Genomic DNA, 26,984 nt, shown 5'->3' on the forward strand with positions numbered 1-26,984 from the left:
AGGCGGAACGGCAGGCGCCGGACCCGGCTCCGTACGCCCCTGAACGCCGGTCTCGCCCCCAACTGCCGTACGGGGAGCAGTATCCGGCGCACCGTCAGTAGTGACCGACGCGGCCCCGACCGGCTGCCCGGAGGCGGCCTCGTCCCCCCGGCCGGCCCCGACCGCAGGCTCCGCCGGGACCCCGGGCACGTCGGGCTGCTCGGCAACTTCCGCCTCCGCCACGGCAGTAGGTGCCGGGCCCGGCGCGGGAGCGGTGGACTCGCTTGCCGCGGGGGCGCGTTCGGCCAGCGCCTCGGAGAGCAACGCGTCGATACGGCCGAGCCCGGCATCGCGGGAGAGGTGCGCGTCGACGTAGACCGGGCCGGCCGCGGCGAGGACGGCGGTGCGGGCGGGGTCGAGGGTGAGCGCCTGGACCGCGGCGAGCAACTCCCCCGGGGACTCGGGCGCGACGACGACGCCGGCGCCGGAGCGCAGCACCTCCTGGGCGGTGCCGCTGTCCGCGGAGACCGAGGCGATCACGGGGCGCCCGGCCGCGAAGTAGGAGGTGAGTTTGGACGGCAGGCTCATGTCGCGGACGGAGGCCCGCTGCGTGACCAGGAGGAAGTCGGCGGCGGCCAGCACCTCGGGGAACTCGTCGTCGGTGGCCGGGGCGAGGAAGTCGAGGTTGGGCAGGCCGCCCGCGAGCGAGCGCAGGTACTCGCGCTGGTTGCCTTCGCCCATCAGGACGATCCGGGTCTCGGGGGCCGAACGCGCCGTCTCGACCAGGACGTCGAGGCCCTGCTTGAGCCCCATGTTCCCGGAGTGCAGCAGCACGGTCTGCCCCGGCCGCCACCCCAGCCGGGCCCGCATCTCCGCGCGGGGCCGCGAAGGGCGCTGTACGTGCGACCAGTTCGGCACCACCCGTATCCGCTCGGGCGGCACCCCCATCGCGGCCACCTTCGCCGTGAACGACTCGTGGATCACCCCGACGAGCGCGGCCCGCCGCAGCGCGTACTTCTCGACGAGCCCGGCGGCCAGGGCGGCGGGCCCGCCGCCGCGTATCCCGCTCTGCGCGGCCGCGGCGCCCATCAGGTCCTGCACGATCGGCACGAAGGGCACCTGGTGGCGCTCGGCCAGCCGCGCCCCGAGCACGCCGCCGGCCAGGCTCGGCATCTGCGCGAACACCACGTCGGGCCGCCCCATCCCGGCCGGTTCGTCGCGCCCGCCGCGCAGCACGCTCACCTCGAACGTGGCCCGGCGCAGCGCGGTCTGCCGCGCGGGCACCGCGTGTCCGCGCCGGTGCACCCGTACCCCGGCCCGGTCCTCCTCGACCCGCCGCACCCCGTCGTACGCGGGGTCGAGCTTCCACGCCGGGTAGTGCGGCATGCCGGTGAGCACGTGCACCTCCGCGCCACCGGCCGCCCAGTGCTCGGCGATCTGCGTGGCGTACGGCCCTATCCCGGCGTGCTCCGGCGCGTAGTTGGTGGAGACCAGCAGCAGCCGGCGGCGCAGACCCGACGAACCCACGAAGTGTTCCTTCCCCCCGGGACGTGCCCCCAGATCCAGACAAGTGCACACCTTAGTCGTTCACGCGCTCTCCACACCTGAGCTTGCCAAGCGTTGAAGTTCGGAATTCCACGAATCCCCCTTTGACCGCGATACGTCCGGCTATCGTCTGAGACTCGGCAGCGCTGGGGAGCGTTGTACGGCTGGGGGTCGAATGATGCTGCACCGGGTCGGCTACGCGCCGGGGGTCTACGACCTCTTCCACGTGGGCCATCTGAACATCCTGCGGCACGCGCGCAGCCAGTGCGACTACCTGGTGGCAGGGGTGGTCTCCGACGAGATGGCCCAACTCGCCAAGGGGCGAAGCCCGGTGGTGCCGCTGGTGGAGCGACTGGAGATCGTGCGCAGCGTGCGGTTCGTGGACGCCGCGTTCGTGGAGACCGTGCCGGACAAGCTGGAGACCTGGCGCCAGGTGCGCTTCGACGTGCTGTTCAAGGGCGACGACTGGCGCGGCACCGACAAGGGGCGGCGGCTGGAGGAGAGGTTCGCGACGGTCGGCGTGGAGATCGTCTACTTCCCCTACACGGTGCACACGTCCAGCACCCAGTTACGCCGTGCCCTCGACCTCCTCACCGGTCCGCCCGGCGGTGCCGGGAGCGGCGCGAGCGCGGTGGCGGCCGGGGTGCCGCCGGTCAACCCGCCTGGCGCTGAAGCGCGGTGAGCTCGCGGAACCACTTGGTGAGGAAGGCCGCGAGGAACAGCGCGTGCGCCGCGAACAGCGCGGTATAGCCGTAGCGGAAGGCCCGTTCGCTGCCGAGCAGCAGGAACACCGCGCACATCACGCCGTAGTCGACCGGCAGCAGCGCGACCGCCCGCAGCCGTGACGGCGCGGCCGCCGGGCCCGAACTCCCCTTCGGCTTCAGCTTGTCCGTCAGCAGGCCGCCGAAGAAGACCAGGACAGCGGCGAGTTGGAAACCGAGGGGAACCAGCAGCCAGCCGTCGCCCGGCAGTCGGAAGTGCCGGTAGAAGGTGATCAGCACGGCGGCGTGCAGCGCGGTGATCTTCGCGCAGTCCACCACGTGGTCCAGCCACTCCCCCGCCGGGCCGCCCTTCCCCAGCAGCCGGGCGAGTTGGCCGTCGGCGGAGTCGAAGGCGAAGCCGACGGCGAGGGCGGCGTACACGGCCACGGCGAGCGGCCAGGACGGCCGCGCCACCGCCACCGCGGCCACTCCGAACGCGCTGCACGCGGCACTGACCAGGGTGACCTGGTTCGGGCTCAGCCGCGCCCGGTACGCCCCGGCCGCCAGCACCCGCCCCACCGGCCGGTTCACGTACCGCGAGTAGAGCGACACGCCCTTCGCGCTCTTCTGCGCGTCCCGCAGCCGGCGCAGCGCCTCGCCGTATCCGAGCGGCCTCCCGCCGCCCTCGCCCGCCCGCACCGCCATACGGTCCCCCCTCGCTCCCCCCACATCCTGCCGGAGCAGCCCCCGCCCCGTGCCCCGTTCAGCCCCCAACTCCCGCGCCGGCCGACGGAACGGACGCACCACCCACGCCATTGCTGCTCCCGAGCCCCTTCGGCTCCGGGCAGGACCTACAACGCCGGGGCGTCGCGCACGTTCCGCTCGCTCACGTCGGGCAGGAAGCGGGCTGCGGTGACGAAGTCGGCGTCGTCATGCAGGACGATCAGCCCGTGATGCGCGGCGGTCGCGCAGATCATCAGGTCGAGCGGCCCGGCCGCGCCGAGCACCCCCTTCTCGGCGAGAGCGTACTGGGCCGCGTCGATCCAGTCCCACACCCTCTTCGGAACAGGTACGTCGGGATAAAGGTCGGTGAACATCCGTCCCATGGCCTCGTACTCGGCGACGTTCCGTGCTGAGCGCCGGAACTCGGCGCGCTGCGCGGCGCACGAGCCGATGGTCTGGAGAGTGGTGGTGTCCAGCCACGCTTCCCTGAGCTGCTCCTCCCGCAGGAGACGCCACAGACCTGAGGAGTCGAGCAGGTAGTGGATCACGCGCCACCCTGCTTGTCGTCGACGCGGCGCTGCCGCCAGCCCTCGTAGTCCCACTGCTGGGCGGCTTGAAAGTGCCTGGCCACGAGCGCGGCCCGCTCGTGGCGTTCGGCGTATTCGCGAAGGGCGGCGTTGACCACATCCTTCTTGGTGCCACCTCCGGCGACACGTATGGCCTTGTCCAGTGCGTCGTCGTCGAGGTCGATAGTCGTCACCGTCATGTTGGACTCCTTTATATAAGGGCAACACGAAGTCTATATCCCGCGCGACTTCCCCGCCCAGTCGTGGAGTGCACCCATCCGAGCTCGCGCAACGCAGGCCGGACGCCGACGGGTCCTGACGCGTCGGTCCGCCCCGGCCGGGTGGCCAGGGCGGACCGATGGACGGGGGATCAGAGTTCGAAGTCGCCGGTGCGGGACTTGACCGCGTCCAGTGCCGCCAGCGTCGCCGGGTCCAGCCGGATCGCGCCCGCGGCGACGTTGGCCGCCAGGTGGGCAGGGTCCGCGGTGCCCGGGATGAGCACGGTGTTCGGGGTGTGGTGCAGCAGCCAGGCGAGGCCGATCTGCGCGGGCGTGACACCGAGCGCCTCGGCCGCCGCGTGCACCTCCGGGGCGTCGGTCACCTTGGGCAGGCCGGGGAACGCGCCGCCCAGCGGGAAGAACGGCACCCAGGCGATGTTCTCGGCGACGCAGAGTGCGAGCAGTTCCTCGTCCTCGCGCGCGACCAGGCTGTAGGAGTTCTGGACGCAGACGACGCCGGCCGGGAGCGCGCGGCGCAGGGTGTCGAGCGAGACGGCGCTCAGGCCGATCGCGCCGATCTTGCCCTCGTCGCGCAGCGCGGTCATCACCGCTAGCTGGTCGTCGAGGTCGACCACCTGGTCGCCTTCGGCGCGCAGCCCGGGGCCGGAGTCCGCGCGGCGGAGGTTCACCACCGGGATGCGGTCGAGGCCGAGGCTCTTGAGGTTGTCCTCGACGCTCGCGCGCAGCTCGTCGGGGCGCTGGGCGAGGCGCAGCGGGATACGGCCCGCGTCCGGGGTGGCGCCGACCTTGCTGACGACGATGACGCCGGAGCCGTCGGACCCGCCGGTGGCGTCGCGGTAGGCGTCGCGGATCACCCCGTTGACGAAGCCGTCGCCGTAGAACTGCGCGGTGTCCACGTGGTTCACGCCCAGCTCCGCGACGCGGTGCAGGAGGGCGATCGCCGCGTCGCGGTCACCATGGAGGCGTTCGAGCTGCATCGCGCCGAAGCCGATGCGGGAGACGGTGAGGCCGCCGAGGTCGGCGGTGCCGCCCGCGTGCGGAGCGGGGATTTCAGCCATGGAAGGGTATGTCCTCACTCATGAGACGATGAGGTAAGCGGAGGAGCCTCCGCATTTCCACTGTAGCAGCCTTACCGGAGGTCCCTCCGCTTTGTCCGGCGCCGATTCCGCACCCGACCCCGCGCACACACCCGAACCCGGGTCCGTCCCCGAGCCAGGGCCCGCACCCGCGGCACGCAAGCGCGCCTCCCGCGCCGACGCCCTGCGCAACCGGGACAAGCTCGTCGACGCCGCCCGCGTCGCCTTCACCACCACCGGCGAGACCGCCGCGCTCGAAGGGATCGCCCGTGCCGCGGGCGTGGGCATCGGCACCCTCTACCGGCACTTCCCGACCCGCGAGGCACTGGTGGAAGCCGTGTACGCGGCGGAGTTGGACGCCGTCACCGGCAGCGTCCCGCGCCTGCTGGAGGAACTGGCGCCCGCCGACGCGCTGCGCGCGTGGATGCGGCGCTACGCCGCCTTCGTCGCCACCAAGCACGGCATGGCCGAGGTCCTGCGCGCCGGGTGGGCCTCCGGCGCGATCGCCACCCCCGACACGCGCCGGCGGATCGGCGGCGCCATCGGCGCCCTCCTCGCCCGCGGCGCGGAGGACGGCACGATCCGCGGCGACGTCGCGGCGGACGACGTCACGATGATGCTCCTCGGGATCTTCATGACCGCGGCCACCTCGGACAGCCCGGAGCAGGCCGACCGCCTGATCGAGCTCGTCATGGACGCGCTGCGGCCGCGGCCGGCCGGGCCCTCTCGCTGAACCACCGCGCTGAACCGCCGCGCGGAGCACCCGCGCCGAACTACCGCACCGCGCGCGCCAACCGGGTCGCCGCCTCGGCCCGCGGCCTGCTGCCCTCCCGCCAACCGCGCATCGGGTGGACGGAGTTGGTGAGCAGCACCAAGAAGGAGTCGGTCGCCGGGTCCAGCACCAGGCTGGTTCCGGTGAAACCGCAGTGCCCGATGGCACCGCGCCCGGCCAACTCCCCCATGAACCACGGCTGATCGCACTCGAAGCCGAGCGGCACGCCACGGCCACCGTCAGAGCTGTCACCGTCAGAGCCGCCACTGTCGGGGCCGCCATCACCGCCGGAGGCATCACCCTCAGCGTCACGGCCGAGCAGCAGCCGCACCCCCGCGGCGGACAGCAGCGTGTCCGACGTGCCCGCGGCGGCGTCGAGGATCGCGCGGCAGAACAGCGCCAGGTCCCACCCCGTGGAGAAGAGCCCGGCGTGCCCGGCGACCCCGCCCATCGCGTAGGCGTTCTCGTCGTGGACGGTGCCGTGCACCATGCCCCGGTCGAGCTTGCCCCACGGCCTGCGCTGGTCCTCGGTGGCGGCGATCCGCGGCAGCGTGGAGGCGGGCGGGTTGTATCGGGTGTCGGTCATCCCCAGCGGCATGGTGACGTGGTCGGCGATGAGCCGGTCCACGGTGCGGCCGGTGGCGCGTTCGAGCACCGTCTGGAGCAGCAGCAGGTTCAGGTCGGAGTAGGTGCGGCTGCTGCCCGGCGGTGCGAGTGGGAGTTCGGCGGCGAGCCGGGCGGCACGGGCGGCCGCGTCGGGCTCGTCGTAGAGCGGCAGTTCCGGCCGCAGCCCGGAGGTGTGGGTGAGCAGGTGCCGCAGCGTGATGCCGTGCGCGGCGGCGGCCGTCAGCTCGGGCGCGTACGTGGCGACCGGCGCGTCCAGGCGCAGCGTGCCGCGCGCGATCTGCTGGACGGCGACGACGGCCGTGAACAGCTTGGTGACCGACGCGAGGTCGAAGACGGTGTCGGGCCGGGCGGGCACCCACTGCTCGCGCGGCAGCTCCACCCCGCGGTCGGCGTGCTCGTCGTACGCCGCGTAGCGGACCGCCCAGCCGACCGCCTCGTGCAGTGCCACGGTGCGGCCGCGCCCGGCCACGACGACGGCGCCCGCGCACCAGGGGTGCGGGCGGTCGGCGTCGGGGCCGGGCTCCAGCCAGGAGGTCAGCTCGGGGACGATCCGGTGCAGCTCGTCGGCGTCGAGGTCGGCCTCACGGCAGGAACCTCTCGACAGCGGCGGGGCCATGTTCCTCCAGTGCCTTGCGGGCCTGCTCGATCAGTTCCGGGGTGCAGTCCCGGCCGGAGGCCATCACCAGGTCCTCCGGGTCCACGGAGTGCTCCGACCCCGTGTGCAGTGAGCTGTCGGCTGTCTTGAACGCCCAGGTCTTCTCCGGATCGTCGGACATCGCAACCTCCCGAGGGTCTACGGTCCCTCCACCGTACGCCGACCGCGCAGGCAGAGCCCGACGAAGCACGCCACGGCGACCAGCACGCAGCCGAGCTGCGTGACGGCCATCGGGACCGCGGTGCCGTCGCCCGCCACGCCCGACAGCGGGGACAGGATCGCCCCCACCAGGAAGGAGGAGGTGCCGAGCAGCGCCGAGGCAGCGCCCGCGTGCCGGCGGGTGCGCAGCAGCGCGCTGGTGTTCGCGGTGGGCATCACCAGGCCCATCGACGCCATCAGCACGAACAGCGCGGCCGCGATCTCCGGCAGCGTGGCCCGGCCGAGGACGCCGGTGGTCAGCAGCACGAGCGCGGTGGAGGCGAGCGTGATCAGCGCGAGCCCGACGCCGAGCACCTTGTTCATCTCCACCCGGCCCATCAGCACCTTGCCGTTGAACTGGCCGACGGCCACCAGGCCGACGGAGTTGAGGCCGAAGAGCAGCCCGTAGGTCTGCGGGGACGCGCCGTAGATGTCCTGGACGACGAACGACGACGCGGACACGTACGTGAACAGCGCCGCGAAGGCGAAGCTGGCCGCGAGGACGTAGCCGGTGAAGACCCGGTCCGCGACCAGCCCGCGGATCGAGCCGAAGGTGGAGGTCAGCCCGCCGGCGTGGCGGCCCTCGGGCGGCAGCGACTCCTGCAGCCGGCGCCAGCACACCAGGGTGAGCAGGGTGCCGACCACCGCGCAGAGCACGAAGATGCCGCGCCAGTCGGTCAGCCGCAGGACCTGGCCGCCGATCGCCGGGGCGATGATCGGGGCCACCCCGGAGATGAGCTGGAGGTTGGAGAAGAACCTGGCCATCGCCAGGCCGTCGTACATGTCGCGGACCACCGCGCGGGATATCACGATGCCCGCGGAGCCGGCCAGCCCCTGGATCAGCCGGAAGGCGATCAGCAGCGCGACCGTGGGGGCGAAGGCGCAGGCCACGGTGGCCAGCACGTAGATGACCATGCCGGTCAGCAACGGGCCGCGCCGGCCCCAGCGGTCGCTGAGCGGGCCGACCACGAGCTGCCCGAGCGCCATGCCGGCCAGGCACGCGGTCACCGAGATCTGCGCGGTCGCGGACGACGCGTGCAGGGCCTGCGAGACCCGCGGCAGCGCGGGCAGGTACATGTCCATCGACAGCGGCGGCAGCGCGGTGAGGCCGCCGAGGGCGAGGGTGACGACGAAGCCGGCGCGGGCCTGCGCCGGGCGGGGACCGCGAGGGCCGCCGCTACGGGGAGCGGGGATCGGGGTCGAGGTCGGGGAAGGGGTGGGGGCGGTGGTGGGGGCGGGGATTGCGGTGAACTGGGCGGGGGTATCCGGCCCGGCGTCCTGCACGGCGGCACTCTCCATCGGAAGTCGTTGAAGCGTTGCCTATCCTTTCAGTCTGCGGGGAGCACGGAGCACGAATATCCGGGGACCGAGATGTGAGGTCCGCAACGAGCGAGGGCGTACGGACGATGAGCGAGCACACGACCGGCAGGATTCGCTGGGGCATCCTGGCCACCGGCGGGATAGCCGCCAGCTTCACGAAGGCCCTGCTGTCGCTGCCGGACGACGCCGAGGTGGTCGCGGTCGGCTCGCGCAGCACCGAGAGCGCGAAGGCGTTCGCGGAGCGGTACGGTATCCCGCGCGCGTACGGCACCTGGGCCGAACTCGCCGCGGACGAGGAGGTGGACGTGGTGTACGTGGCCACGCCGCACTCCGCGCACCGGGCCGCCGCCGGGCTGTGCCTGGAGGCCGGGAAGGCGGTGCTGTGCGAGAAGGCGTTCACCATCAACTCCCGTGAAGCGCGGGAGCTGGTGGGGATCGCCCGCGAGCGCGACCTGTTCCTGATGGAAGCGATGTGGACGTACTGCAACCCGCTGATCCTGCATCTGCTGGCGCTGGTGCAGGAGGGTGTGATCGGTGAAGTGCGGCACATCAGCGCGCACTTCGGGTTCTTCAACGACTTCCCGCCCGAGCACCGGATGCGCGATCCCGAACTGGGCGGGGGCGCGCTGCTCGATCTGGGTGTCTACCCGGTGTCCTTCGCGCAGCTCTTCCTCGGGGAACCCGACACGGTCGAGGCGTGGGCGCAGTTGACGCCCGAGCGGGTGGACGCGGCGACCGGGATCGTGCTCGGCTGGAACGGTGGGGCCGTCGCCACGTTGAGCTGCGGGTTCACCGCGGATATCGGGGCGCCGGCGGCGATTGCCGGGACCGGAGGGCGGATCGAGATTCCCGACGGGTTCTTCAACGCGGATCGGTTCACCGTGCATCGGGAGGGGGTCGCGCCGCAGACGGTGCGGCTCGCCGACATCAGCGATGACCACGACCGCGGGAGTATGCGGCACGAGGCCGCGGAGGTCATGAGGGCGCTGCGCGCCGGCGAGACCGAGTCCCCCCTTGTCCCGCTCGACGGTTCCCTCTCGATCATGGGGACGCTGGACCGCATCCGCGAGCGCATCGACGTCCACTATCCGGGGGTGGACTGACCCGCCCGGCTGCCCCGTCCTGTCGGTTGAGGGACCACCTCTCGGTGGGGGGCTTGTCGCGCAGTTCTCCCCCAGAGCTTCGCCTGGGTGGGGGTGCCCCCGGCGGAGCCAGCGGGAGAACCCCCACGCGCCCCTGAGTAGGTGCGGCTCCTCCGCGGAGAGAGGGTCACCCTCAGGGGGCGCGGGGAACTGCGCACTCATCAGGCCACCGGGGCGCGGTCGGGAACGGACCGCAAGCACAACGGCGCTTGGCCGAAGGGGCGCGGTCGGGGGTGGGCCCTCAGCCGTCGTGGCGAGGCGCTTCCGTTGCCGAGGGCACCGCGAGGTCCAGGTCGAGGCGGACCGCGCGGGTGGTGAAGCCCTGGCGTTCGTAGAAGCGGCGGCCCGCCTCGTTGGCGGCGTACGCGTTGACCTCGGCGCGGACGGCGCCGCGCTGCCGGGCCCAGCCGAAGAAATCCGCGGTGAGCCGGGTGCCGGTGCCCCCACCGCGGTGCTCGGGCGCGACGTAGAGCGCGCGCAGCGTGGCGCTGCGGATCGGCAGGACCCCGACCGGCTCCGCGAGAACCCCGAGCAGGTAGCCGACGACGGCGCCGGCCCCGTCGTCGGCCACCAGCAGCAGGCACGACGGGTCCGCGAGGGTCGCCGCGAACGACTCCTTGCCGTGCCGCAGCGTCCACAGCGGCTCCACCCGGGGGTCGCGGACCGCGGCGTCCTCCGTCAGCAGCGCCACGCTGCACGTGACAATGCCCTCGATGTCCTCTGAAGTGGCGGTACGCACGTGTACGGAGTCGTTCATACCGCAGAGGCTACGGTGTCCCGCGCCGAGCGGCCGTACCGTGCGTACCGCGCGTCAGACCGGTGGGCGTCAGGCGACCGGCGGGGTGGGCCGGGTCGCGGTCACGCCGATCTGGCCCTTGAGCATGCGGCCGCCGTCACCGGTCAGCCGCAGGTAGTAGTCCGAGGAGCAGGCCGTGCCGTCCTCGTCGAGGGCCCACAGACCGGACCCGGAGGGCACCATGGACGCGTTCTCGGCGGTCTTCGCGATCTGGTTGCCCTCGCCGTACTCGTCGAACATCGAGATGTAGATGCCCTGCGCCCCCGCCCGGCACATGTTGTAGAACTGCCGCCACATGAAGTCGCCGTGCGCGCGCTGCCGCGCCGAGACGTCGCCGGGCAGCACGCACGGCTGGTAGTCGACGCCGTTCGCGTTGCAGTCCGCCTGGTCGGGCACCGTGTAGGTGGTGTACGCGTTGTCCGAGTCACCCGCGTTGCCGATCGCGCCGACCATCCAGGGCGAGATCATGTTGAGCGCGTGGTAGACGCCGGAGTACCCGGCCCGTGAGCCGCCGGTGCCGGTGCGCCACTCGCGCGGCACCCCGCCGATGACGTAACAGCCCTGCCCCTTGAACCAGTTGATGACGTCCAGGCAGGCGTCAGCGCTGAACGGGTGGTTGTCGTCGTTGAAGCCGAAGCCCCAGATGCACACCACCGGCTTGCCGTTCTGCTGGGCGTACGCCGAACTCGCGGTGTGCGCCTTCATCTTGTTGGTCCAGTCGTCCTTGATCTCCGACTGCATGTTCGTCCAGCCGGAGACGTCGTACATGACGTAGAACTTGACGCCCTTGGACTCGGCGGAGTTGCGCACCTTCTGCGCCATCGCGTCGCGGGTCGGGCCCTCGCTGCTGTTGGGGTTGAAGCGCTGGAGGGCGGCGGCGTCGCAGCCGTAGGTCTTCATCCACGCGAAGTGGGTGTCGACCGTCTGCTGGTCGTACGAGGAGAAGAGGGTGGCGGCCCCGCCTCCGTTGAGGTTCGCGTACCCGGTCTGGTACCCCTTGGCGTACTCGCGCATGTCCGGCCACGCCTTGATGGCGTTGTTGGACGTGGAGGGCGCCTGGCCCCAGTTCTGGCTCCAGTGCCACCAGCCGTTGATCGGCGCGCCGTCCCCGGCACACGCGAACCAGCCCTGGTAGCCCACGGTGATCTTGCCGACGACGTCGCCGGCGCCGCTGGCCGCGGGCCGTACGGCCGCCGGCTCGGTCGTGGCCGCACCCGCGGTCCCCGCGCCCAGCCCGACGGCCGCGATCCCCGCGGCGGCCGAACCGCCGGCGACGGTGGTGAGGAACGTACGACGTGACACACCCATGTCGATGACTCCGATGTTCAGTGGTTGAACTCAGGCCCCATGGCAGGACATACCGTGTGTGTCGCGGCTCGCCGGTGTGTTTCCGCGAGGTTTGCGCATGCTTGCGGTGGGGGTTGGCGTGCAGTCTCGCCACTCACGCCACGCTGAGCACTGTTGGGTAATGCGGTTGCCCGAACACCGGGGATTCAACTGCTGAACCAAACATCCCGTCAAGGGTCCAGACCAGATCCGGAGTTCCGTGCCCTTTGCCCGAATCGACGGGGATTCATGGGGTGTTGAGCGCTCCCTCCGGAGATGAAAGATCGGATGACCGGGTTCGGAATTCGACGGCCGGCCGTACCAGCGAGGCCTCCCGGTCACGCGGTCACGCGGTCAACGGCTGATGGTCGCCGAGCAGCACCGGCAGCGCCGGGTGCCGGGTGATGTCCTCGATGCTCATGTACAGCGGGGTCAGCGCGATGTCGGTGCCCGGCAGCAGGATCGGCGGCCGGATCGGCAGCGACCCGAACCGCTGCCACAGCGCCGAGCTGGACTCGGAGGACGCCTCGCAGTACACCCCGAGCCCGTTCCGGTACAGGTGCAGCAGCATCGCCCCGGCCAGCCGGACGAAGGCGCCCGGGCTGCTGCTGCCGGGGCGCACAGCGGCGAGCGCGCCGTGGACGTGCGGCGGCAGGTCGGTCGGGTAGTGCGCGTCGAGCAGTCCGATCAGCTGCCGGCAGCGGCCGGCCGCGGGACCGGTCACCGCGGTGATCGCCGCCTCGAACGCCTCCTGGTCCGCGACGGTGACGGGCTCGCGCTCGGAGGGCTCCCAGACCAGGGCGGCGTCGCGGCCGGGCGACATCAGCGCGGTGCCCTCGTGGTCGAGCATGAAGCGGACCCAGGCGTGCATGAACCCTTTCACGTACGCGTCCCGCCCGGGCAGCTCGTGCGGGACCATCCAGCCGATCACCGGGTCCTCGTGGAACGCCGAGGTGAGGATGTCGGCCACCTCGTCGACGTCCTCGGTCGGCTCCAACTCGAATGTCACGGTGTCGTCTCCTGTCGTTCGTCGGGGGAAGTACCGGGAGTGCGGGGAGCGCCGGGCGTACGGGGAGCGCCGGGCGTACGGGGGATGCTGTCGTCGGAGCCGGCGGCGCGGTGGGCGGCGAGGAAGGCGGCCACCGCGGGTCCGGTCGCCTCCTCGTCGGTGCGCCAGCTGCACACCGACAGCCGTACGGCGCCGCGCCCCTTCCACTGGGTGGGCGTCACCCAGCAGGTGCCCTCGGAGTTGAGCCGCTCGACCACCCGGTTGGTGTGCGCGTCGTCGCCGATCCGCAGCAGCACCTGGTTGAGCCGGACCGGCGCCAGGAGGTCGATGCCGGGTTCCGCGGCGAGCCGGACGGCGAGGCGGCAGGCGGCGGCGCAGTTGCGGTCGACCAGGTCCGCGATGCCCTGCCGGCCGAGGTGGTGCAGCACCGCCCACAGCGTCAGTGAGCGGGCCCGCTGGGACATCTCCACCCGGTAGTTCATCGGGTCGCGGCCGGTGCGTTCGGTGCTGTGGATGTAGTCGGCGTGGATGCCGACCGCCTGGTGGAAGGGCTCGGGCCGGGCGCAGAACGCCAGCCCGCTGTCGTAGGGGGTGTTGAGCCACTTGTGGCCGTCGCAGGACCAGGAGTCGGCCAGGTCGGCGCCGTCCAGCAGCCGGCGGCGGCGCGGCGTGGCCGCGGCCCACAGCCCGAACGCGCCGTCGAGGTGCAGCCAGCCGCCGTACGCGTGGGTGACCTCGGCGACGGCCCGCAGCGGGTCGACCGAGCCGCAGTTGATCGACCCGACCTGGCCGCACACGATCAGCCCGCCGGGCGCCGCCGCGGCCAGCTCGCGCAGGTGGGGCACCGCCATCCGGCCCTCGTCGTCGGCCTCCACGTAGCGGATCGCGCCGCCCAGGCCCAGCAGCCGCAGGCAGCGCAGCACCGAGATGTGGGTCTCCTTGCCGACCAGTACGGTCAGCGGCGGCGCGGCGGACATGCCCTGCTCGTTGACCGTCCAGCCGGCCTGCCGGAGTTGGTGCTCGCGGGCCGCGGCCAGGCAGACCAGGTTGGCGGTGGTGCAGCCGGAGGTCAGGCCCATCACGGTGCCGGCCGGCAGCCCGAGCAGTTTCACCAGCCAGCTCTCGCAGACCTCTTCGGCGACCGAGGAGAGCGGGCTGAGGTCGTGGAAGACGTCGCACTGGTCCCACACACTGGTCAGCCAGTCCGCGGCGACGCCGACCGGCAGCGCGCCGCCGACCGCGTAGCCGAAGCTGCGGGCCGCGCCGGAGGCCAGCGCCCCGGCCTCCCCGGCCGCGATCAGCCGCTGCACGGTGTCCTGTTCGGAGTGGCCGGCGATCGGCAGCGGGCCGCCGAGCAGGTCGGCCAGCCGGCCGGGGTCGTGGGCGCGCACCGGGCGGTCGGCGGACAGATACGTCTCCGCGTAGCCGGCGACTTCGGCGAGCACACCGCGGGGCTCCTGGCCGGGCTCGTGGCCGGACGGGTTCCTCGGCCTGGCGAACGGGTGGGCCGTCACCGCCTGCTGTCCCCTCACGTCTTACGCCCTCTCTGCCGTCTCGCGTGCTGCGCCCTGAACAGTAAGGCGGCTGTTTCCGACCCGCCCACCAGGGAAGTGTCTTTCATTCCAACGAGGTACAGCGTGTGCTGATTCGGTGATAACCCGGTGGATCGCGGCGCCGCGCCCGTACACGGAACGGCGGGAATATCCGGGCCACAACAATGTACCCGTAGGGGCAATTATGCGGTGCCGCATAATTGCCCCGAACGCCGGTCCGATGCCACGGGACCGCCCAATCCGCGGACGACTCCAGGTAGTTGGACCCGTTCGGGTGATGTCGCCGCGACGGGTTGCACAGGTGGTGCGGTTGGCTGCTTCACTTGGTGACATCCGGTCGGTTCCGAGCAGAACCAGGACCGGTTCTTCCGAGCACGCATTCGACCACCGAGCCACGCCGAGCAGCGCTGATCACCGCCAGATGCCGTTACCGGTCCGGATGAATCCCGTTCACCGGACGCCGACAAAGTCGATCCGCCGACCGAATTCCGCTCCGCCGGCCCGAATTCCCGCACCCGCGGACCCACTTCCGTCCGGTCCGTCGGCGACAACGCCGGCACCGGCCGGCACCTCTGTCGAGAAATCGCGTCGCGGGCGCTTCGCCACGCCGCCGGGCGCGCGAATCCTCCGGCCGCCGGGCCGTCGGCAACGCGGCGCGGATCACCGGAAATCCGCGCCGTTTCCCCGTCTTCGAAGGAGAGCACTCCAGTTGGAAACAGAACCCATTGCCGTCGTCGGCGTCGGCTGCACCCTGCCCGGAAGCGTGCACACCCTGGAGGAGGCCCGGGCGGTCTTCGAGGAGGGCCGCGACTGCGTCCGTGAGGTCCCGCCGGAACGCTGGGACGTCGATGCGCTCTACGACGCGGACCCGCTCAGCCCCGGCCACACCTACGTCCGGCACGGCGGCTTCGTCGACGACATCGACCGGTTCGACGCCGCCTTCTTCGGCATCTCCGACGTGGAGGCCGTGCACATGGACCCGCAGCAGCGGATGCTGCTGCAGACCGTGTGGCACGCCCTGGAGAACGCCGGGCAGAACCCCGACGAGCTCTCCGGCAGCAACACCGGCGTCTTCATGGCGCTGATGTCCTACGACTACTCCACGATGAAGAACCGCGGCGGCCTGGAGACCATCAGCGCCTACGAGGCGATGGACACCGACAGCATCTCCGCGGGCCGGGTCGCGCACTTCCTCGGCCTGCGCGGCCCGTGCCTGACCGTGGACACCGCCTGTTCCGGCTCGCTGGTCGCGCTGCACCTGGCCCGGCAGTCCATCCTCACCGGCGAGTGCGACTCCGCGATCGTGGCCGGCGCCAACGCGATCCTCGCGCCCAACGTGCACATCTCCTTCTCCAAGCTCGGCCTGTTCTCCCGGGCCGGCCAGTGCCGCACCTTCGACGCCGACGCCGACGGGTACGTCCGCAGCGAGGGCTGCGTGGCGGTGCTGCTCAAGCGGCAGTCGCTCGCCGAGGAGCACGGCGACCCGATCCTGGCCAGCGTGGTGGGCACCGCGCTCAACCACACCGGCCGCACCCGCACCCTCACCACGCCCGACGGCAGCAGCCAGCAGCGGGTGATCCGGGCCGCGCTGACCGGCGCCGGCGTGCAGCCCACCCAGGTGGACTACGTGGAGGCGCACGGCACCGGCACTCCGGTCGGCGACCCCATCGAGATGGACGCCATCCTGCGCACCTACGGCGCCGCCCGCCCCGCCGACCAGCCGCTCTACGTCAGCTCTGGGAAGAGCAACGTCGGGCACATCGAGGCCGGCGCCGGCCTGCTCGGGGTGGTCAGGGCCGCGCTGTCGCTGGACCGGGAGACGATCTACCCGAGCCTGCACCTGAACCGGCTGCACCCGAAGATCGACCTGGCCGGCAGCCCCGTGCAGATCCCCGGCGAACCGGTGAGCTGGCCGCGCCGCGACACCCCCCGGATGGCCGCGGTCAACTCCTTCGGCTACAGCGGCACCAACGCCCACGCGCTGCTGCGCGAGGCGCCCCGGCCCCGGCCGGCCGATCCGCAGCCGCCGGCCGCCGCGCCGTCGCGTACCGACGAACTGCTGGTGCTCTCGGCGAAGTCGGCCGACAGCCTGCGGGAACTCGCTGGCCGTTGGGCTGACTTCCTGTCCCGCACCAAGCAACAGGACCTTCCCGCAGCGGTGTTCACCGCCGCAGCCGGACGCGCCGCGCTGCGGCACCGGATCGCGGTGACCGGCCGCGGCGGCAGCCAACTCGCCAACAGCCTGCGCCAGTGGCAGACCGGCCGCGCCTCGGCCGCCGTCTCCAGCGGCCACCCGCGCGGTACCGCCGAGGTCGCCTTCGTCTTCTCCGGCCAGGGCACCCAGTACCCGGGAATGGCCCGCGAACTGTACGAGCGGGAACCGGCGTTCGCCGACGCGATCGACCGCTGCGCCGCGGCGATGGACGGCACCCTCGAAGTGCCCCTGCGCGACGTGCTGTTCGGCGACGCGGGTGAGGGCGCGGAGGAGGCCAAGGCGGCCGAGGGCGCCGAGGGTGCCGAGGGAGCGGAGGGCGCCGAGGGAGCGGAGGGCGCCGAGGGAGCGGAGGGCGCCGAGAAGGCCGAGGGCGCCGCCGCCCCCGACATCCACGACACCCGCTTCGCCCAGCCCGCGCTGTTCGCCGTCGAGTACGCCCTCGCCGAGTTGCTGCGCTCCTGGGGCGTGCGCCCCTCCGCGGTGACCGGGCACAGCATCGGCGAGCTGGTCGCCGCCTGCGTCGGCGGCATGCTGACGCTGGAGGACGCGGCCCGCTTCAGCGTGCAGCGCGGCCGGGTGATGGCCGAACTGCCCCGCGAGGGAAGGATGCTGGCGGTCAGCGCCGACCCGGACACGGTCGCCGGCTGGCTCGCCGGGCGGGAGGAGCGGGTCGCGCTCGCCGCGGTCAACGGACCGCGCAGCGTGGTCGTCTCCGGCGCGGCCGACGCCGTCGAGGAGATCGCCGAACTCGCCGCGAAGGCCCGGGTGGACACCGCGTGGCTGCACACCTCGCACGCCTTCCACTCCCCGCTGATGGACCCCGCACTGCCCGAACTGCACAAGCAAGCGGCCGAGTTGCGGCCGAACCGGCCCGAGTGCGCGGTGATCTCCGGCGCCACCGGCCGCCCGCTCACCGGTGAGGAGGGCCCGGAGTACTGGACCACCCAGGCCCGCGAGACCGTACGCTGCCAGGACGCGGTGCGCACCGCCGTCGACTCCGGCTGCACCCTCGTGGTGGAGATCGGGCCGCACGCCGCGCTGGCCTCGCACATCGCCGAGGCGTTCGCCGACCGCGGGGTGACCGTCATCCCGACCCTCGACCGCGACCGGCAGGACGTACGGCGCGTACTGACCGCCGCCGGCGCCCTGTTCACCGCGGGCGCCGACCTCGCCGTGTCCCGGCTCTACCGCGGTGACCGCTACCGGCGCACCTCGGCCGCGCCGCAGTACCCCTTCCGCAAGGACCGCTACTGGTGGGGCGACCCGTCCGCGCCGACCGAGAACGCCGCCGGTGCGGCCGCCACCATCGCCCCGGCCCCGCCGGTGACCGTGAGCGCGCCGGCCCCGACCGCCGCCCCGGCCGCCGCGACCGCCGCCGTGCCGGCGCCCGCCACCGCGATCCCCGCGCAGCGCCCCGAAGCGAGCATCCACGACCACCGCCTCACCGCCGCCGCGCCCTGGTCCGACCACCGGGTGCACGGCGCGACCGTCTTCCCCGCCACCGGCTACCTCGACCTGGCCGTCCGCGCGCTCACCGAGGCGGGTGGCGCGGCCAACGGACAGGGGCGCGGCCAACTCGTCCTCAGCGACGTGGAGTTCAACCGCCCGCTGGTGCTCCCGCCGGGCGTGCCGACCACCGCCCGGGTCACCCTGACCGCGCCCGAGCCGGGCGGTGAGCGCCGCTTCACCGTCACCGGCAGCAGCTCGGGGAGCAACTGGTCCGAGCACTGCCACGGCACCATCGCACCGGCCCCGCGCTCCGAGCGGGCCGGACGGCTGCCGGACGCGCTGCGCGCCGAGGCACCCCACGAGCTGCGCCCCGCCCAGCTCTACGGCACGCTGCGCGACGGCGGCCTCGAACACGGCTTCCACTTCGCCACCGTGCGCGAGCTGCGACTGGCCGATCCCGGCCGCGAGGAGGCCCTCGGCCGAATCACCTCCGCGCCCGACGGCGCGCCCGCCGAGCCGCACCCGTACCGGCTCGCCACCGTGCTCGACGGCGCGCTCCAGCTCGCCGCCGCGCTCTTCCTCACCCCCGCGGGAGCGTCCGCCCCGACCGCAGGGGACAGCACGGAGAGCGGCGACACGCAGACCGGCGCCACGGAGACCGCCAACTCCCTGCTGGCCGGCGGCTACATCCCGGTCGCGTTGCGCCGGCTCACCCTGCCCGGGCCGCTGCCCGGCGAGGTCTGGGCGCATGTGCGGCGCCGCCCGCACGACGCGCGGACCGGCTTCGTGGTCGACCTGCGGCTGACCGACGCCGAGGGCCGGATCGTCGCCGACCTCGAAGGCGTCGAGTTCCGGCACGCCGGCGCGCTGGCCGGCGACGACCTGCCCGACCCCGGCGAGGGCGCCGGCAACGGCCCGGGCCGCAACCGCCGGGAGCTGCTGGAGGCGCTCGCGCCGCTCGGCCCCGAGGACCGCAAGCAGACGGTGATCGAGTGGCTCGCCGAGGAGGTCAGGGAGACGCTGGGCAAGGCGTCCGCCGAGATGGACTCGGTCGCCGACGGCATCGACCCGTCCCTCGCGCTGCTGGAGATCGGCCTGGACTCCCTCCGCGTCACCGCGCTCCAGCGCCGTATCCAGGAGAAGTTGGAGTTCCGCTACAAGGCGATGGAAGCCCTCGACTACCAGACCATCGACGGGCTCGCGGACTTCCTCCTCGACCGCGTGCTGTCCCTGGAACCGGCCGCCGCGCCCGTCTGATCCCCCCGTGCCCGTACGCAGCCGTACCCGGCGCGCCCCAGCGCCCCGAACCCGCGAAAACCTCCCGGAGGAATGAGCCGGACCATGCTGGATTCCACGTACGTCACGGACTACATCGACAGCCACCTCGAACAACGCCAGGTCAACAAGATCCAGCACGGCTTCCCGTCGCCGCGCTACTGGACCGAACCCACCGTCGCCGCCGACGAGATCAGCGAGGACCGCCGCAAGCTGCAGAAGGCCGGCCAGGCGCCCGACCTGTTCCTGTACATCGGCGTGCCGTACTGCATCAAGACCGACCCGGGGAAGTGCGGCTACTGCCTGTTCCCGGTCGAGGAGTTCAAGGGCAACGACGCCCTGGAGGACTACTACGGCTACGTCGAGCGCGAAGCAGAGCTGCACCGGGACCGGTTGACCGGCGCCCGGCTCGGCTCCGCGTACTTCGGCGGCGGCACCTCCAACCTGTACCGCCCGGCGCACTACCTGAAGATCATGGAGCTGGTGAACCGGCTCTTCCCGGACATCGCCGAGGGCGCCGACCTCACCCTGGAAGGCATCCCGCAGCTCTTCACCCGCGACAAGATGCAGGCCATCCGCGACTCCGGGATGAACCGGATCAGCATGGGCGTCCAGCAGGTCAACGAGCGGCTGAACAGCCTCAGCGGCCGCAAGCAGACCACCCGGCACGTCATCCAGAGCCTGGACTGGGCGCGGGAGTTCGGCCTCGCCGCCAACGTCGACGTGATCTTCGGCTGGCCGCAGCAGACCGTCGAGACCATGCTGGAGGACCTCAAGACCCTCGTCTCCTGGGACGTCTACGACATCACCCACTACGAGCTGAACGTCGGCGGCCCCACCGACTTCGCGCTCAACCGCTTCCACGAACTGCCCAGCACCCTCAGCAACCTGGAGATGTACCGGGTCGGCCGGGACTACCTGCTCGACCAGGGCTACGAGCAGCACGGCGCGTACAGCTTCCGCAAGCCCGGTGACCCGACCAGCCGGGACTTCCGCGAGGGCTACCGGCCCCAACTCCACGACGTCGCGGACGCGGTGGGCCTCGGCTACGCGGCCATCTCGTTCTTCGGCGCCGCCACCCTCGGACCGGGCCGCTCCTGGTCGTACATCAACCAGCGCAACCTGTCGCTGTACAAGGCCGCGGTCGACGAGGGCCGGCTGCCGGTCGAACGGGCCTTCCGCTACCAGTCCGACGACTGGGTGCTGGCCACCGTCTTCCGGCACCTGCTCGGCATGGAACTGGACCGGTCCGGGCTGCGCGCCGCGATGGGCGTCGACGTGTACGAGGAGTTCGCCACCGTCTGGGACGGGCTCGCCTCGCGCGGCCTGGCCGAGATCACCCCGGAGAAGATCACCCTGGTCGGCGACGGCCCGTTCTACACCCCGATGGTCTCCACGCTGCTCGCCGAGGAGCGGTACCGCGCGCTGCGCGAGCGGGAGGTCGACAACAAGAAGGCGAAGCTCGTGATGGCCGGGGAGGGGGCCGGCAGTGGCCGATGACCTGCCGCTGAGCGGGCGCAAGTGCGTGATCACCGGCGGCGCGCGAGGGATCGGCGCCGCGGTGGTCCGGCTCGCGCTCGCGCAGGGCGCCCACGTGGTCTTCGGCTACCACTCCAGCGCCGCTGCCGCCGCCGAACTGTCCGACGAGATGAGCGCCGCCTACCCCGACCAGCAGTGCACCGCGCTGCCGGGCCGGGTCGGCGACACCGTGGACGCGAGCCGGTTCGCCGCGGACGCGCTGCGCGCGCTCGACGGGGAGCTGGACGTCCTCGTCAACAACGCGGGCGTCACCCACGACGTCAGCTTCGCCCGGATGCGCCGCGAGCAGTGGGACGAGGTGGTGGAGACCAACCTCGGCAGCATGTTCAACGTGACCCGGCCGCTGGTGATGCCGCTGGTACGGCGCCGGCGCGGCACCGTCGTCAACGTCACCTCCGCCTCCGGTATCCACGGCGCGCCGGGCCAGACCGCGTACTCCGCCTCCAAGTCCGGGGTGATCGGCTTCACCAAGGCGCTGGCGAAGGAGGTCGGCGGCCTCGGGGTGACCGTGAACGCGGTCGCGCCCGGCTTCATCGCCACCGACATGACGGCCGCGATCCCCGAGCCGCAGCTCGAACGCGTCAAAAGCCTCATCCCGACACGGGAGTTCGGCTCGGCGGAGGACGTCGCCGCGCTGGTGTGCTTCCTCGCGTCGGACCGGGCGCGCTACATCACCGGGCAGGTCATCGAGATGTCCGGCGGCCTCACCCTCTGATCCGCCCCGGGTGGCCTTCCCCGTCCGCCCGGGCCTCCCGCTCCCCCTGCACCTCGTTTCCCCCGCCTTCCCCTCCCACTCCCCCGCCCCTTCGACCCACCTCCGAGGAGAGAACCCATGGCCTCCACGTTCGACACCTTCAAAGACCTCATCGGCGACGTCACGGACGACTACAAGAAAGCCGTCGACGAGTTCCTCGACCGCGACGACGACGATGACGACGACCGCGGCAACCGGAAGTCCAGGAACAAGCGGAAGAGCGGCGGTGCCGATCTGTCGGCCCTGGCGAAGCTGCCCGGGCTGGCCGGGCTCCCGCTGGGAACCGTGCAGGCCCTGGTGGATGCCGGCCCCGCCGCCCCGGCCCTGGCCGGCCTGATCTCGGGAGCCGCCAATCCGCTGGCCGCGCTCGGCGGAGGAGCAGGCGCCGCCAACCCGCTGGCCGCGCTGGCGGGTGGCGGGCTGCCGGGTCTGGACGCGCTCGGCAGCATCGCCGGGGCCGCCGGCAGCACCGCGAACCTCGCGGAGACCCTGCTGTCGCTCCCGGGCCAGATCGCCAAACTCACCGAGGCGGTCACCAAGTTGCTGGACGTGCTCCCGGGCGCGGCCACGGTCACCGGTGCCCGCAAGGGCTGACGCCCCACCGGGCGCCCCACCTGACCCCGCCCTGACCCCACCGGGCGCCCGACCAGGCTCCCAACAGGGTCTCCGGCCAGCCGAGTTGCCCCCGCGCGACTCCCCCGCGCCCCTGCCCGTGCGGCTCCTCCCGCTTCCTCCGCTTCCGCGCGAGGACGGCGACCGCCGAGGGGCGCGGGGAACCCCACCACCACCCGGAAGGCGAGGCGCGGCCGTATGGCGGGTGCCATCCGCAACCGTCTTCGTACGGTGACAGGGGTGCTGGGCGCCCTGCTGGTGAACCAGACCCGCAGGGCGACCCGCGAGCACCCGGACGCCGAGCGGCGGCGGGCCGTGGCGGTGCGGGAGGCGCTGGAGCAACTCGGCCCGTTCTACATCAAGTTGGGACAGATGATGGCCACCCGGCCGGACCTGGCGCCGCCGGCGCTGGCCGCCGAGCTGGAGCACCTGCACGACAAGGTGGAGGCGCTGCCGTTCTACCTGCTGGAGCCGGTGCTGGAGCGGGACCTCGGCCCGGACTGGAAGCTGCGCTTCGACGACCTCGACACCGTGACGCCGCTCGGCACCGCCTCGATCGCGCAGGTGCACCGGGCGACGCTGTCGGACGGGCGGCCCGCGGTGGTGAAGATCCAGCGCCCCGGCATCCGGGAGTCGGTGGCCGCCGACATGGCGCTGATGCGCAGGGCCGCACGGCTGCTCGGCCGGGCCGCGCCGCGGTTCAGCGCCGTGATGGACCTCGACGCGATGCTCGGCAGCCTCTTCGACGCGATGGAGCCCGAACTCGACTTCACCGGCGAGGCCGCGAACATGGACCGGGCCAGGGACGCCATCGGCTCGTACCGCACCCTGAGCGTGCCGGAGGTACTGCACGCGACGCCCCGGGTGCTGGTGCAGTCGCTCGCCGACGGCGAATCGATCCGGCACGTCGACCGGGGTACGATCCCGGCCCGTCGGCGCGAGGAGATCTGCAAGGACCTGCTGCGGTTCATGTACCGGGGGTACTTCGTCGACCGCTTCTTCCACGCCGACCCGCACCCCGGCAACGTCTTCGTCTCCTCGGACGGCCGGGCCACCCTGATCGACTGGGGCATGGTCGGCCGGATCGACAAGCGCACCAGCATGCACCTGGCGCTGGTGCTGATGGCCATGGCCCGCAACGACGGCTACAGCCTGGCGAACGCCTGGACCGCGATGGGCCACGCCACGCCGTGGGCCGATCTGCCCGGCTTCGCCTCGGACATGGCCGCCCTCACCCCCCGGCTGTCCGGCGCCAGCCTCGACCAGCTGAACTTCGGCGGCGCGCTCACCTCGGTACTGGAGAAGGCGTCCCGGCGCGGCATCGCCTCCGCTCCCTCCACCTCGCTGCTCGGCAAGTCCTTCGGCAACCTCGAAGGCTCCGTCCGCCACCTCTACCCGGACATCGTGGTGGGCGAGGTGTTCAAGACGGAGGTCAACGGCATCCTGCGGCACATGCTCGCCGAGTACGCCTCCCCGCAGCAACTGGCCGCCAACCTGACCGAGTTGCTGCTCGGCAGCACCGCCGCGCTCGAACAGTGGCGCGCGGTCGCCAACGACGGCGCCAACCGCGACCTCACCGTCCGCATGCACGGCACCCGCCTGCCCCGCGCCCGCGGCGGCGGCCGCTCCCCCTCCGCCCAGACCGTCGTCACCCTCACCGCCGCCGCCTACCTGCTGGGCCGCCGCCGTAGCGGACCCCGCTGAACTCCCGCTGACCGCCTGCCGGGACGCCGCGCCCTACGCCCTCGGCAGCCGGTGCTTCACCTGGAGCGCGCGGACCCGGGCGCGGAGCGCGTCGGCCTCCTCGGCCGCCCCCTGCTGCCGGCGCAGGTCGGCCAGCGCGGTGAGCGTCGCGGTCTCCTCGGCGGGTGCCTGGATGCGCTCGGCGATGGCGAGGCTGTCCTGGAGGTGCCGTCCCGCCTGCGCGAGCCGGCCGACCCGGTGTTCCGCGATGCCGAGGTCCCTGAGCGTCTCGGCCTCCTCGTGGACCGCGCCGATCTCGCGGGCGACGGCGAGCGCGGCCGTGTGGTGGCCGATCGACTCGTGGAACTGCCCGACCGCTTGCAGGGTCCGGCCGACTCCGTGCAGGGCGATGGCCTCGTTCCGCCGGTCGCCCACGCTGCGCAGCACGGGCAGCACCTCCTGGTACAGCGCGAGGGCCTCGTCCGGTTTCCCGGCGGTCAGCAGCGCGCCCGCCAGGTTCATCTGGAGCGTGGCGCAGTCCACCCGGCTGCCGACGTGGCGGGCGAGCCCGAGCGCCTGGCGGTAGGCGGTGTCGGCCTGTTCGAGGTCGCCGAGCTTGGCGTGGGTCTCCCCGAGGTTGTTCAGGGTGCGCCACTCGCCGCGCCGGTCGCGCACCTCCCGGAACTTCCCCAGCGTGTCGAGGAAGACCTCCAGCGCCCGCTCGGGGTCGCCCGTCACCAGTAACAACGTGCCCAGCATGTTGAGGCTGCGGGCCTGTTGCAGCGCGGGGCCGTCCGCGCGCAGCACGAGCGCGGCGTGGTGGCAGTCGACGGCCTGCGCGTACTGCCCGCCGGCCCACAGGGCGATGCCGAGCTGGTGCAGGGCCTCCGCCTCGATCTCCGGGTCGGCGACCGCCCGGGCCTCGTCGAGCGCGGTGCGCGCGGCGGCGCTCCCCTCGTCGTACTGGCCGCGGTGGATGGACACCGCGGCCAGGTCGAGCAGCGCGCACGCGTACCCGGTCCGGTCGTCGGTGTCCCGCCAGTACGCGACCGCCTTGCGCAGCACGGAGTCGGCGGTCGTCAGGTATCCCTCGGTGTCCAGGAAGCCGGCGAGGACGTGCGCGAGGAGGGCGGTGCCACGGGTCGGCCGGTGCGCGCCGGACCAGGCCAGCACGGCCAGCAGGTTGGGGCCTTCGGTGAGGAGCCAGCGGCTCGGGTCGCCCCGGGTGCCCCAGGGCGCGGGGGCGGGCAGCGAGGTGGCGACCTCGACACGGCAGCGGAACGGGTACACCTGGCGGTCGGCCAGGTCCGCCATGGCCAGGTAGAAGTCGACGAGCCGTTCGACGGCCGCCCGCGTCTCCTCGGGGCCGTCCTCGGCGGCGGCCAGGCCCTGGGCGTAGTCGCGCAGCAGGTCGTGCAACCGGTAGCGGTGCGCGGTGGGTTCCTGGAGCAGGTGGCAGCCGAGCAGGCCCTCCAGGGCGCGGTCGGTGTCCTCGACGGACAGCCCGCTGAGCGCGGCGGCCGCGTGCGGGCCCACCTCGGGGCCCAGGTGCGTGCCCAGCCGCCGGAAGACCATCCGCTGCAGCGGCGTCAGCGGGCGGTACGACACCTCGAACGCGCGGGCCAGTTCGCGGCGGCCGTCGCGGATCTGGGGGACGCGGCTGCCGGCGCGGGTCAGGGAGTCCACGAGTTCCGCCGCGCTCCAGGCCGGCCGGGACAGGAAGCGGCTCGCCACGAGTTCGATCGCCAGCGGCAGGAACCCGCACAGCCGGACGATCTGCGCGGTCGCGTCGGCGGTCGGCGCCCGCTCGGCCCCGACCCGGTGCCGGAACATGCTGACCGCGTCGCGCAGCGGCATGACGTCGAGGGTCACCGGCCGCACTCCGGGGATCTCGGTGAGCCGGCGCCGGCTGGTGAGGATGACCAGCGACGGCGACGCCCACGGCAGCAGCGGCCGCACCTGGTCGGCGTCGGCGACGTTGTCGAGGACCAGGATCAGCCGGCGGTTCGCCATCGCGGTGTGCCATGCCGACCTCAGCGCGTCGACGTGCTGCGGGATGCTCGCGACCGGGACGCCGGACAGGTGCAGCAGGTCGGTCAGCGCGTCCGCGACCGGCATCGCGCCGGCCTCCGCGCCGCCGCGCAGGTCCAGGAAGACGCAGCCGTCGGGGTAGCCGTCGCTCAACTGGTGGGCGACGTGCACCGCGAGCGAGGTCTTGCCGACGCCCGGCATGCCGTCCACCGCTTCGAGCGAGACCACCGCGGCCGTGCCGTGCGGGGTGTGGGTGCCGGCGGACAGCCGGCGTATCTCGGGCGCGCGGCCGACCAGTTCGATGTCGTGGGGCAGGTTGTCGGTGCGGTCGGGCTCCGGCGCGGGGGGAGGCTCGGCCGGCGCTCCCGGCGCGGGTGGCAGCAGGTCGGCGACCGGGACCCTGCTGAGGATGCCCTGCTGGACGGCCTGTAACCGGTCGCCGGGGGCGGTGCCGAACTCCCTCACCAGCCGGCTCAGGAAGTGGTGCAGCGCGTCGGCCGCCTCGACCGCGCGGCCGGTGCCGTACAGCGCGACGGCGAGCAGTTCCACCAGCGTCTCGTTGGTCGGGTGCGCCTCGGCCAGGGACGCCAGGCGCGGGGCCAGGTCCGGGTAGTGGCCCAGCCGCAGGGCGACGCCCGCCTGGAGCGTGGCCGCGTCCACCTCCTTCCCGTCCATCGCGGCGCGGATGCCCGCCGCCCACGTGCCGGGCAGGCCCGCCAGGGGTTCGCCGCGCCTGAGCCCTTGGGCCTGCCGGAGCAGGTGCAGCGCCTCCTGTCCGTCGCCGCGCCGGGCGACCGCGTGCGCCTGGTCGACCAGTCCCACGTACCGGTGCAGGTCGACGGCCGCCCGGTCGGCCTGGAGGATGTAGGTGTGGGTACGGCGCTCCAGCGCGGGAGCGGCCGGTCCTGCGACGTCGTGCAGCGCCCGGCGGATACGGGAGACGTAGGCGTACAGCGCGTCGCGGGGTTTGGCCGGGGGGTTGTCGTCCCAGACCCGGTCGACGAGCCGGTCCACGCTGACGGCGCTGCCCACGTCCCAGGCGAGGGCGGCCAGCACGGTCCGTTCCTTGGTCGACCCGAGGGCGGTCCAGCGCTCCCCGGCACGCAGTTCCACCGGCCCCAGTACGCGTATCTGGAACTCCATCAGTGTCTCCCACCGGACGGTTCCGCTGTACGAGGCGGCCCGCCACCGACCGGGCC

At 72.8% G+C, this 26,984-nt stretch carries 19 protein-coding genes and 2 pseudogenes; 8 read left to right on the top strand and 13 right to left on the bottom strand.

From position 1 onward, the window contains the following. Window positions 1-279 precede the first annotated feature (279 nt). Window positions 280-1,473, bottom strand: a pseudogene (locus OG370_RS11980) (glycosyltransferase); the annotation flags it as partial. Between the two features lie 226 nt (window positions 1,474-1,699). On the opposite strand from OG370_RS11980, the gene OG370_RS11985 reads away from it, so the two are divergent. Continuing rightward, window positions 1,700-2,206: an adenylyltransferase/cytidyltransferase family protein gene (locus OG370_RS11985; RefSeq protein ID WP_328463387.1), complete on the top strand. Its 507-nt coding sequence runs from the start codon at window positions 1,700-1,702 to the stop codon at window positions 2,204-2,206. Here OG370_RS11985 and OG370_RS11990 read toward each other — a convergent pair. From OG370_RS11990 to OG370_RS12005, 4 genes are all read right to left on the bottom strand, one after another. Next, window positions 2,178-2,930: a CDP-alcohol phosphatidyltransferase family protein gene (locus OG370_RS11990; protein ID WP_328463389.1), complete on the bottom strand. Its 753-nt coding sequence runs from the start codon at window positions 2,928-2,930 to the stop codon at window positions 2,178-2,180. The two genes, OG370_RS11985 and OG370_RS11990, sit on opposite strands and share 29 nt — an antisense overlap. Before the next feature lie 146 nt (window positions 2,931-3,076). Beyond that, window positions 3,077-3,496 (bottom strand): PIN domain-containing protein, encoded by a 420-nt coding sequence (locus OG370_RS11995; RefSeq protein ID WP_328463391.1) that lies wholly within the window; start codon window positions 3,494-3,496, stop codon window positions 3,077-3,079. Then, on the bottom strand, window positions 3,493-3,714 hold the full coding sequence (locus OG370_RS12000; RefSeq protein ID WP_328463393.1) for a type II toxin-antitoxin system VapB family antitoxin: 222 nt from the start codon (window positions 3,712-3,714) through the stop codon (window positions 3,493-3,495). The genes OG370_RS11995 and OG370_RS12000 overlap by 4 nt, the downstream gene beginning before the upstream one ends. A 170-nt stretch (window positions 3,715-3,884) precedes the next feature. Next, window positions 3,885-4,811, bottom strand: coding sequence for an aldo/keto reductase (locus tag OG370_RS12005; RefSeq protein ID WP_328463395.1), 927 nt, complete (start codon window positions 4,809-4,811; stop codon window positions 3,885-3,887). Window positions 4,812-4,902: 91 nt separating this feature from the next. On the opposite strand from OG370_RS12005, the gene OG370_RS12010 reads away from it, so the two are divergent. After that, window positions 4,903-5,562, top strand: coding sequence for a TetR/AcrR family transcriptional regulator (locus tag OG370_RS12010; RefSeq protein WP_328463397.1), 660 nt, complete (start codon window positions 4,903-4,905; stop codon window positions 5,560-5,562). Between the two features lie 40 nt (window positions 5,563-5,602). Here the strand turns inward: OG370_RS12010 and OG370_RS12015 are convergent, their stop codons facing one another. Genes OG370_RS12015 through OG370_RS12025 form a run of 3 tightly spaced genes read right to left on the bottom strand, consistent with a single transcriptional unit; the run spans window position 5,603 to window position 8,380 of the window. Beyond that, window positions 5,603-6,844: a serine hydrolase domain-containing protein gene (locus tag OG370_RS12015; RefSeq protein ID WP_328463399.1), complete on the bottom strand. Its 1,242-nt coding sequence runs from the start codon at window positions 6,842-6,844 to the stop codon at window positions 5,603-5,605. Further along, complete coding sequence (locus OG370_RS12020) at window positions 6,810-7,004, bottom strand: hypothetical protein (RefSeq protein ID WP_328463400.1); 195 nt, start codon at window positions 7,002-7,004, stop codon at window positions 6,810-6,812. The genes OG370_RS12015 and OG370_RS12020 overlap by 35 nt, the downstream gene beginning before the upstream one ends. Window positions 7,005-7,021: 17 nt before the next feature. Next, window positions 7,022-8,380, bottom strand: a complete 1,359-nt coding sequence (locus OG370_RS12025) for a multidrug effflux MFS transporter (protein WP_328463403.1) — start codon at window positions 8,378-8,380, stop codon at window positions 7,022-7,024. A 107-nt stretch (window positions 8,381-8,487) separates the two neighbouring features. On the opposite strand from OG370_RS12025, the gene OG370_RS12030 reads away from it, so the two are divergent. Next, a complete protein-coding gene (locus tag OG370_RS12030) occupies window positions 8,488-9,504 on the top strand; it encodes a Gfo/Idh/MocA family protein (RefSeq protein ID WP_328463405.1) in 1,017 nt (338 codons plus the stop codon). A 280-nt stretch (window positions 9,505-9,784) separates the two neighbouring features. Here OG370_RS12030 and OG370_RS12035 read toward each other — a convergent pair whose 3' ends face one another. From OG370_RS12035 to OG370_RS12050, 4 genes and pseudogenes are all read right to left on the bottom strand, one after another. After that, on the bottom strand, window positions 9,785-10,300 hold the full coding sequence (locus tag OG370_RS12035; RefSeq protein WP_328463407.1) for a GNAT family N-acetyltransferase: 516 nt from the start codon (window positions 10,298-10,300) through the stop codon (window positions 9,785-9,787). Between the two features lie 75 nt (window positions 10,301-10,375). Continuing rightward, a pseudogene (locus OG370_RS12040) lies at window positions 10,376-11,647 on the bottom strand (glycoside hydrolase family 71/99-like protein); the annotation flags it as partial. Window positions 11,648-12,011: 364 nt separating this feature from the next. Further along, entirely contained in the window at window positions 12,012-12,674 is a 663-nt protein-coding gene (locus OG370_RS12045) for a hypothetical protein (RefSeq protein WP_328463409.1), read from the bottom strand. Further along, window positions 12,671-14,206 (bottom strand): pyridoxal phosphate-dependent decarboxylase family protein, encoded by a 1,536-nt coding sequence (locus tag OG370_RS12050; protein ID WP_328463411.1) that lies wholly within the window; start codon window positions 14,204-14,206, stop codon window positions 12,671-12,673. The genes OG370_RS12045 and OG370_RS12050 overlap by 4 nt, the downstream gene beginning before the upstream one ends. Before the next feature lie 730 nt (window positions 14,207-14,936). Here OG370_RS12050 and OG370_RS12055 point away from each other — a divergent pair. The 5 genes from OG370_RS12055 to OG370_RS12075 all read left to right on the top strand — a co-directional run bounded on the left by OG370_RS12055 (window position 14,937) and on the right by OG370_RS12075 (window position 23,775). Continuing rightward, the gene (locus OG370_RS12055) at window positions 14,937-19,148 is read left to right on the top strand and encodes a type I polyketide synthase (RefSeq protein WP_328463413.1); all 4,212 of its coding nucleotides are present in this window, start codon (window positions 14,937-14,939) and stop codon (window positions 19,146-19,148) included. Between the two features lie 84 nt (window positions 19,149-19,232). Beyond that, window positions 19,233-20,666 (top strand): coproporphyrinogen-III oxidase family protein, encoded by a 1,434-nt coding sequence (locus tag OG370_RS12060; protein ID WP_328463415.1) that lies wholly within the window; start codon window positions 19,233-19,235, stop codon window positions 20,664-20,666. Then, a complete protein-coding gene (fabG, locus tag OG370_RS12065) occupies window positions 20,656-21,420 on the top strand; it encodes a 3-oxoacyl-ACP reductase FabG (RefSeq protein WP_328463417.1) in 765 nt (254 codons plus the stop codon). The genes OG370_RS12060 and fabG overlap by 11 nt, the downstream gene beginning before the upstream one ends. 117 nt (window positions 21,421-21,537) lie before the next feature. After that, window positions 21,538-22,053, top strand: a complete 516-nt coding sequence (locus OG370_RS12070; protein ID WP_328463419.1) for a hypothetical protein — start codon at window positions 21,538-21,540, stop codon at window positions 22,051-22,053. Between the two features lie 216 nt (window positions 22,054-22,269). Further along, on the top strand, window positions 22,270-23,775 hold the full coding sequence (locus OG370_RS12075) for an ABC1 kinase family protein (RefSeq protein WP_328463421.1): 1,506 nt from the start codon (window positions 22,270-22,272) through the stop codon (window positions 23,773-23,775). Window positions 23,776-23,808: 33 nt separating this feature from the next. Here the strand turns inward: OG370_RS12075 and OG370_RS12080 are convergent, their stop codons facing one another. After that, the gene (locus OG370_RS12080) at window positions 23,809-26,928 is read right to left on the bottom strand and encodes an AfsR/SARP family transcriptional regulator (RefSeq protein WP_328463423.1); all 3,120 of its coding nucleotides are present in this window, start codon (window positions 26,926-26,928) and stop codon (window positions 23,809-23,811) included. Window positions 26,929-26,984 lie beyond the last annotated feature (56 nt).

Origin of the sequence: Streptomyces sp. NBC_00448 (assembly GCF_036014115.1) — a bacterium.
Taxonomy (GTDB): Bacteria; Actinomycetota; Actinomycetes; order Streptomycetales; family Streptomycetaceae; genus Actinacidiphila.

Bases quoted from the DNA above. Each gene is read 5' to 3' on its own strand.
- OG370_RS12015 (WP_328463399.1), bottom strand. From the start codon at position 6,844: ATGGCCCCGCCGCTGTCGAGAGGTTCCTGCCGTGAGGCCGACCTCGAC.
- OG370_RS12030 (WP_328463405.1), top strand. From the start codon at position 8,488: ATGAGCGAGCACACGACCGGCAGGATTCGCTGGGGCATCCTGGCCACC.
- OG370_RS11990 (WP_328463389.1), bottom strand. From the start codon at position 2,930: ATGGCGGTGCGGGCGGGCGAGGGCGGCGGGAGGCCGCTCGGATACGGC.
- OG370_RS11985 (WP_328463387.1), top strand. From the start codon at position 1,700: ATGATGCTGCACCGGGTCGGCTACGCGCCGGGGGTCTACGACCTCTTC.
- OG370_RS12005 (WP_328463395.1), bottom strand. From the start codon at position 4,811: ATGGCTGAAATCCCCGCTCCGCACGCGGGCGGCACCGCCGACCTCGGC.
- OG370_RS12080 (WP_328463423.1), bottom strand. From the start codon at position 26,928: ATGGAGTTCCAGATACGCGTACTGGGGCCGGTGGAACTGCGTGCCGGG.
- OG370_RS12020 (WP_328463400.1), bottom strand. From the start codon at position 7,004: ATGTCCGACGATCCGGAGAAGACCTGGGCGTTCAAGACAGCCGACAGC.
- OG370_RS12070 (WP_328463419.1), top strand. From the start codon at position 21,538: ATGGCCTCCACGTTCGACACCTTCAAAGACCTCATCGGCGACGTCACG.
- OG370_RS12035 (WP_328463407.1), bottom strand. From the start codon at position 10,300: ATGAACGACTCCGTACACGTGCGTACCGCCACTTCAGAGGACATCGAG.
- OG370_RS12000 (WP_328463393.1), bottom strand. From the start codon at position 3,714: ATGACGGTGACGACTATCGACCTCGACGACGACGCACTGGACAAGGCC.
- OG370_RS12075 (WP_328463421.1), top strand. From the start codon at position 22,270: ATGGCGGGTGCCATCCGCAACCGTCTTCGTACGGTGACAGGGGTGCTG.
- OG370_RS12025 (WP_328463403.1), bottom strand. From the start codon at position 8,380: ATGGAGAGTGCCGCCGTGCAGGACGCCGGGCCGGATACCCCCGCCCAG.
- OG370_RS12060 (WP_328463415.1), top strand. From the start codon at position 19,233: ATGCTGGATTCCACGTACGTCACGGACTACATCGACAGCCACCTCGAA.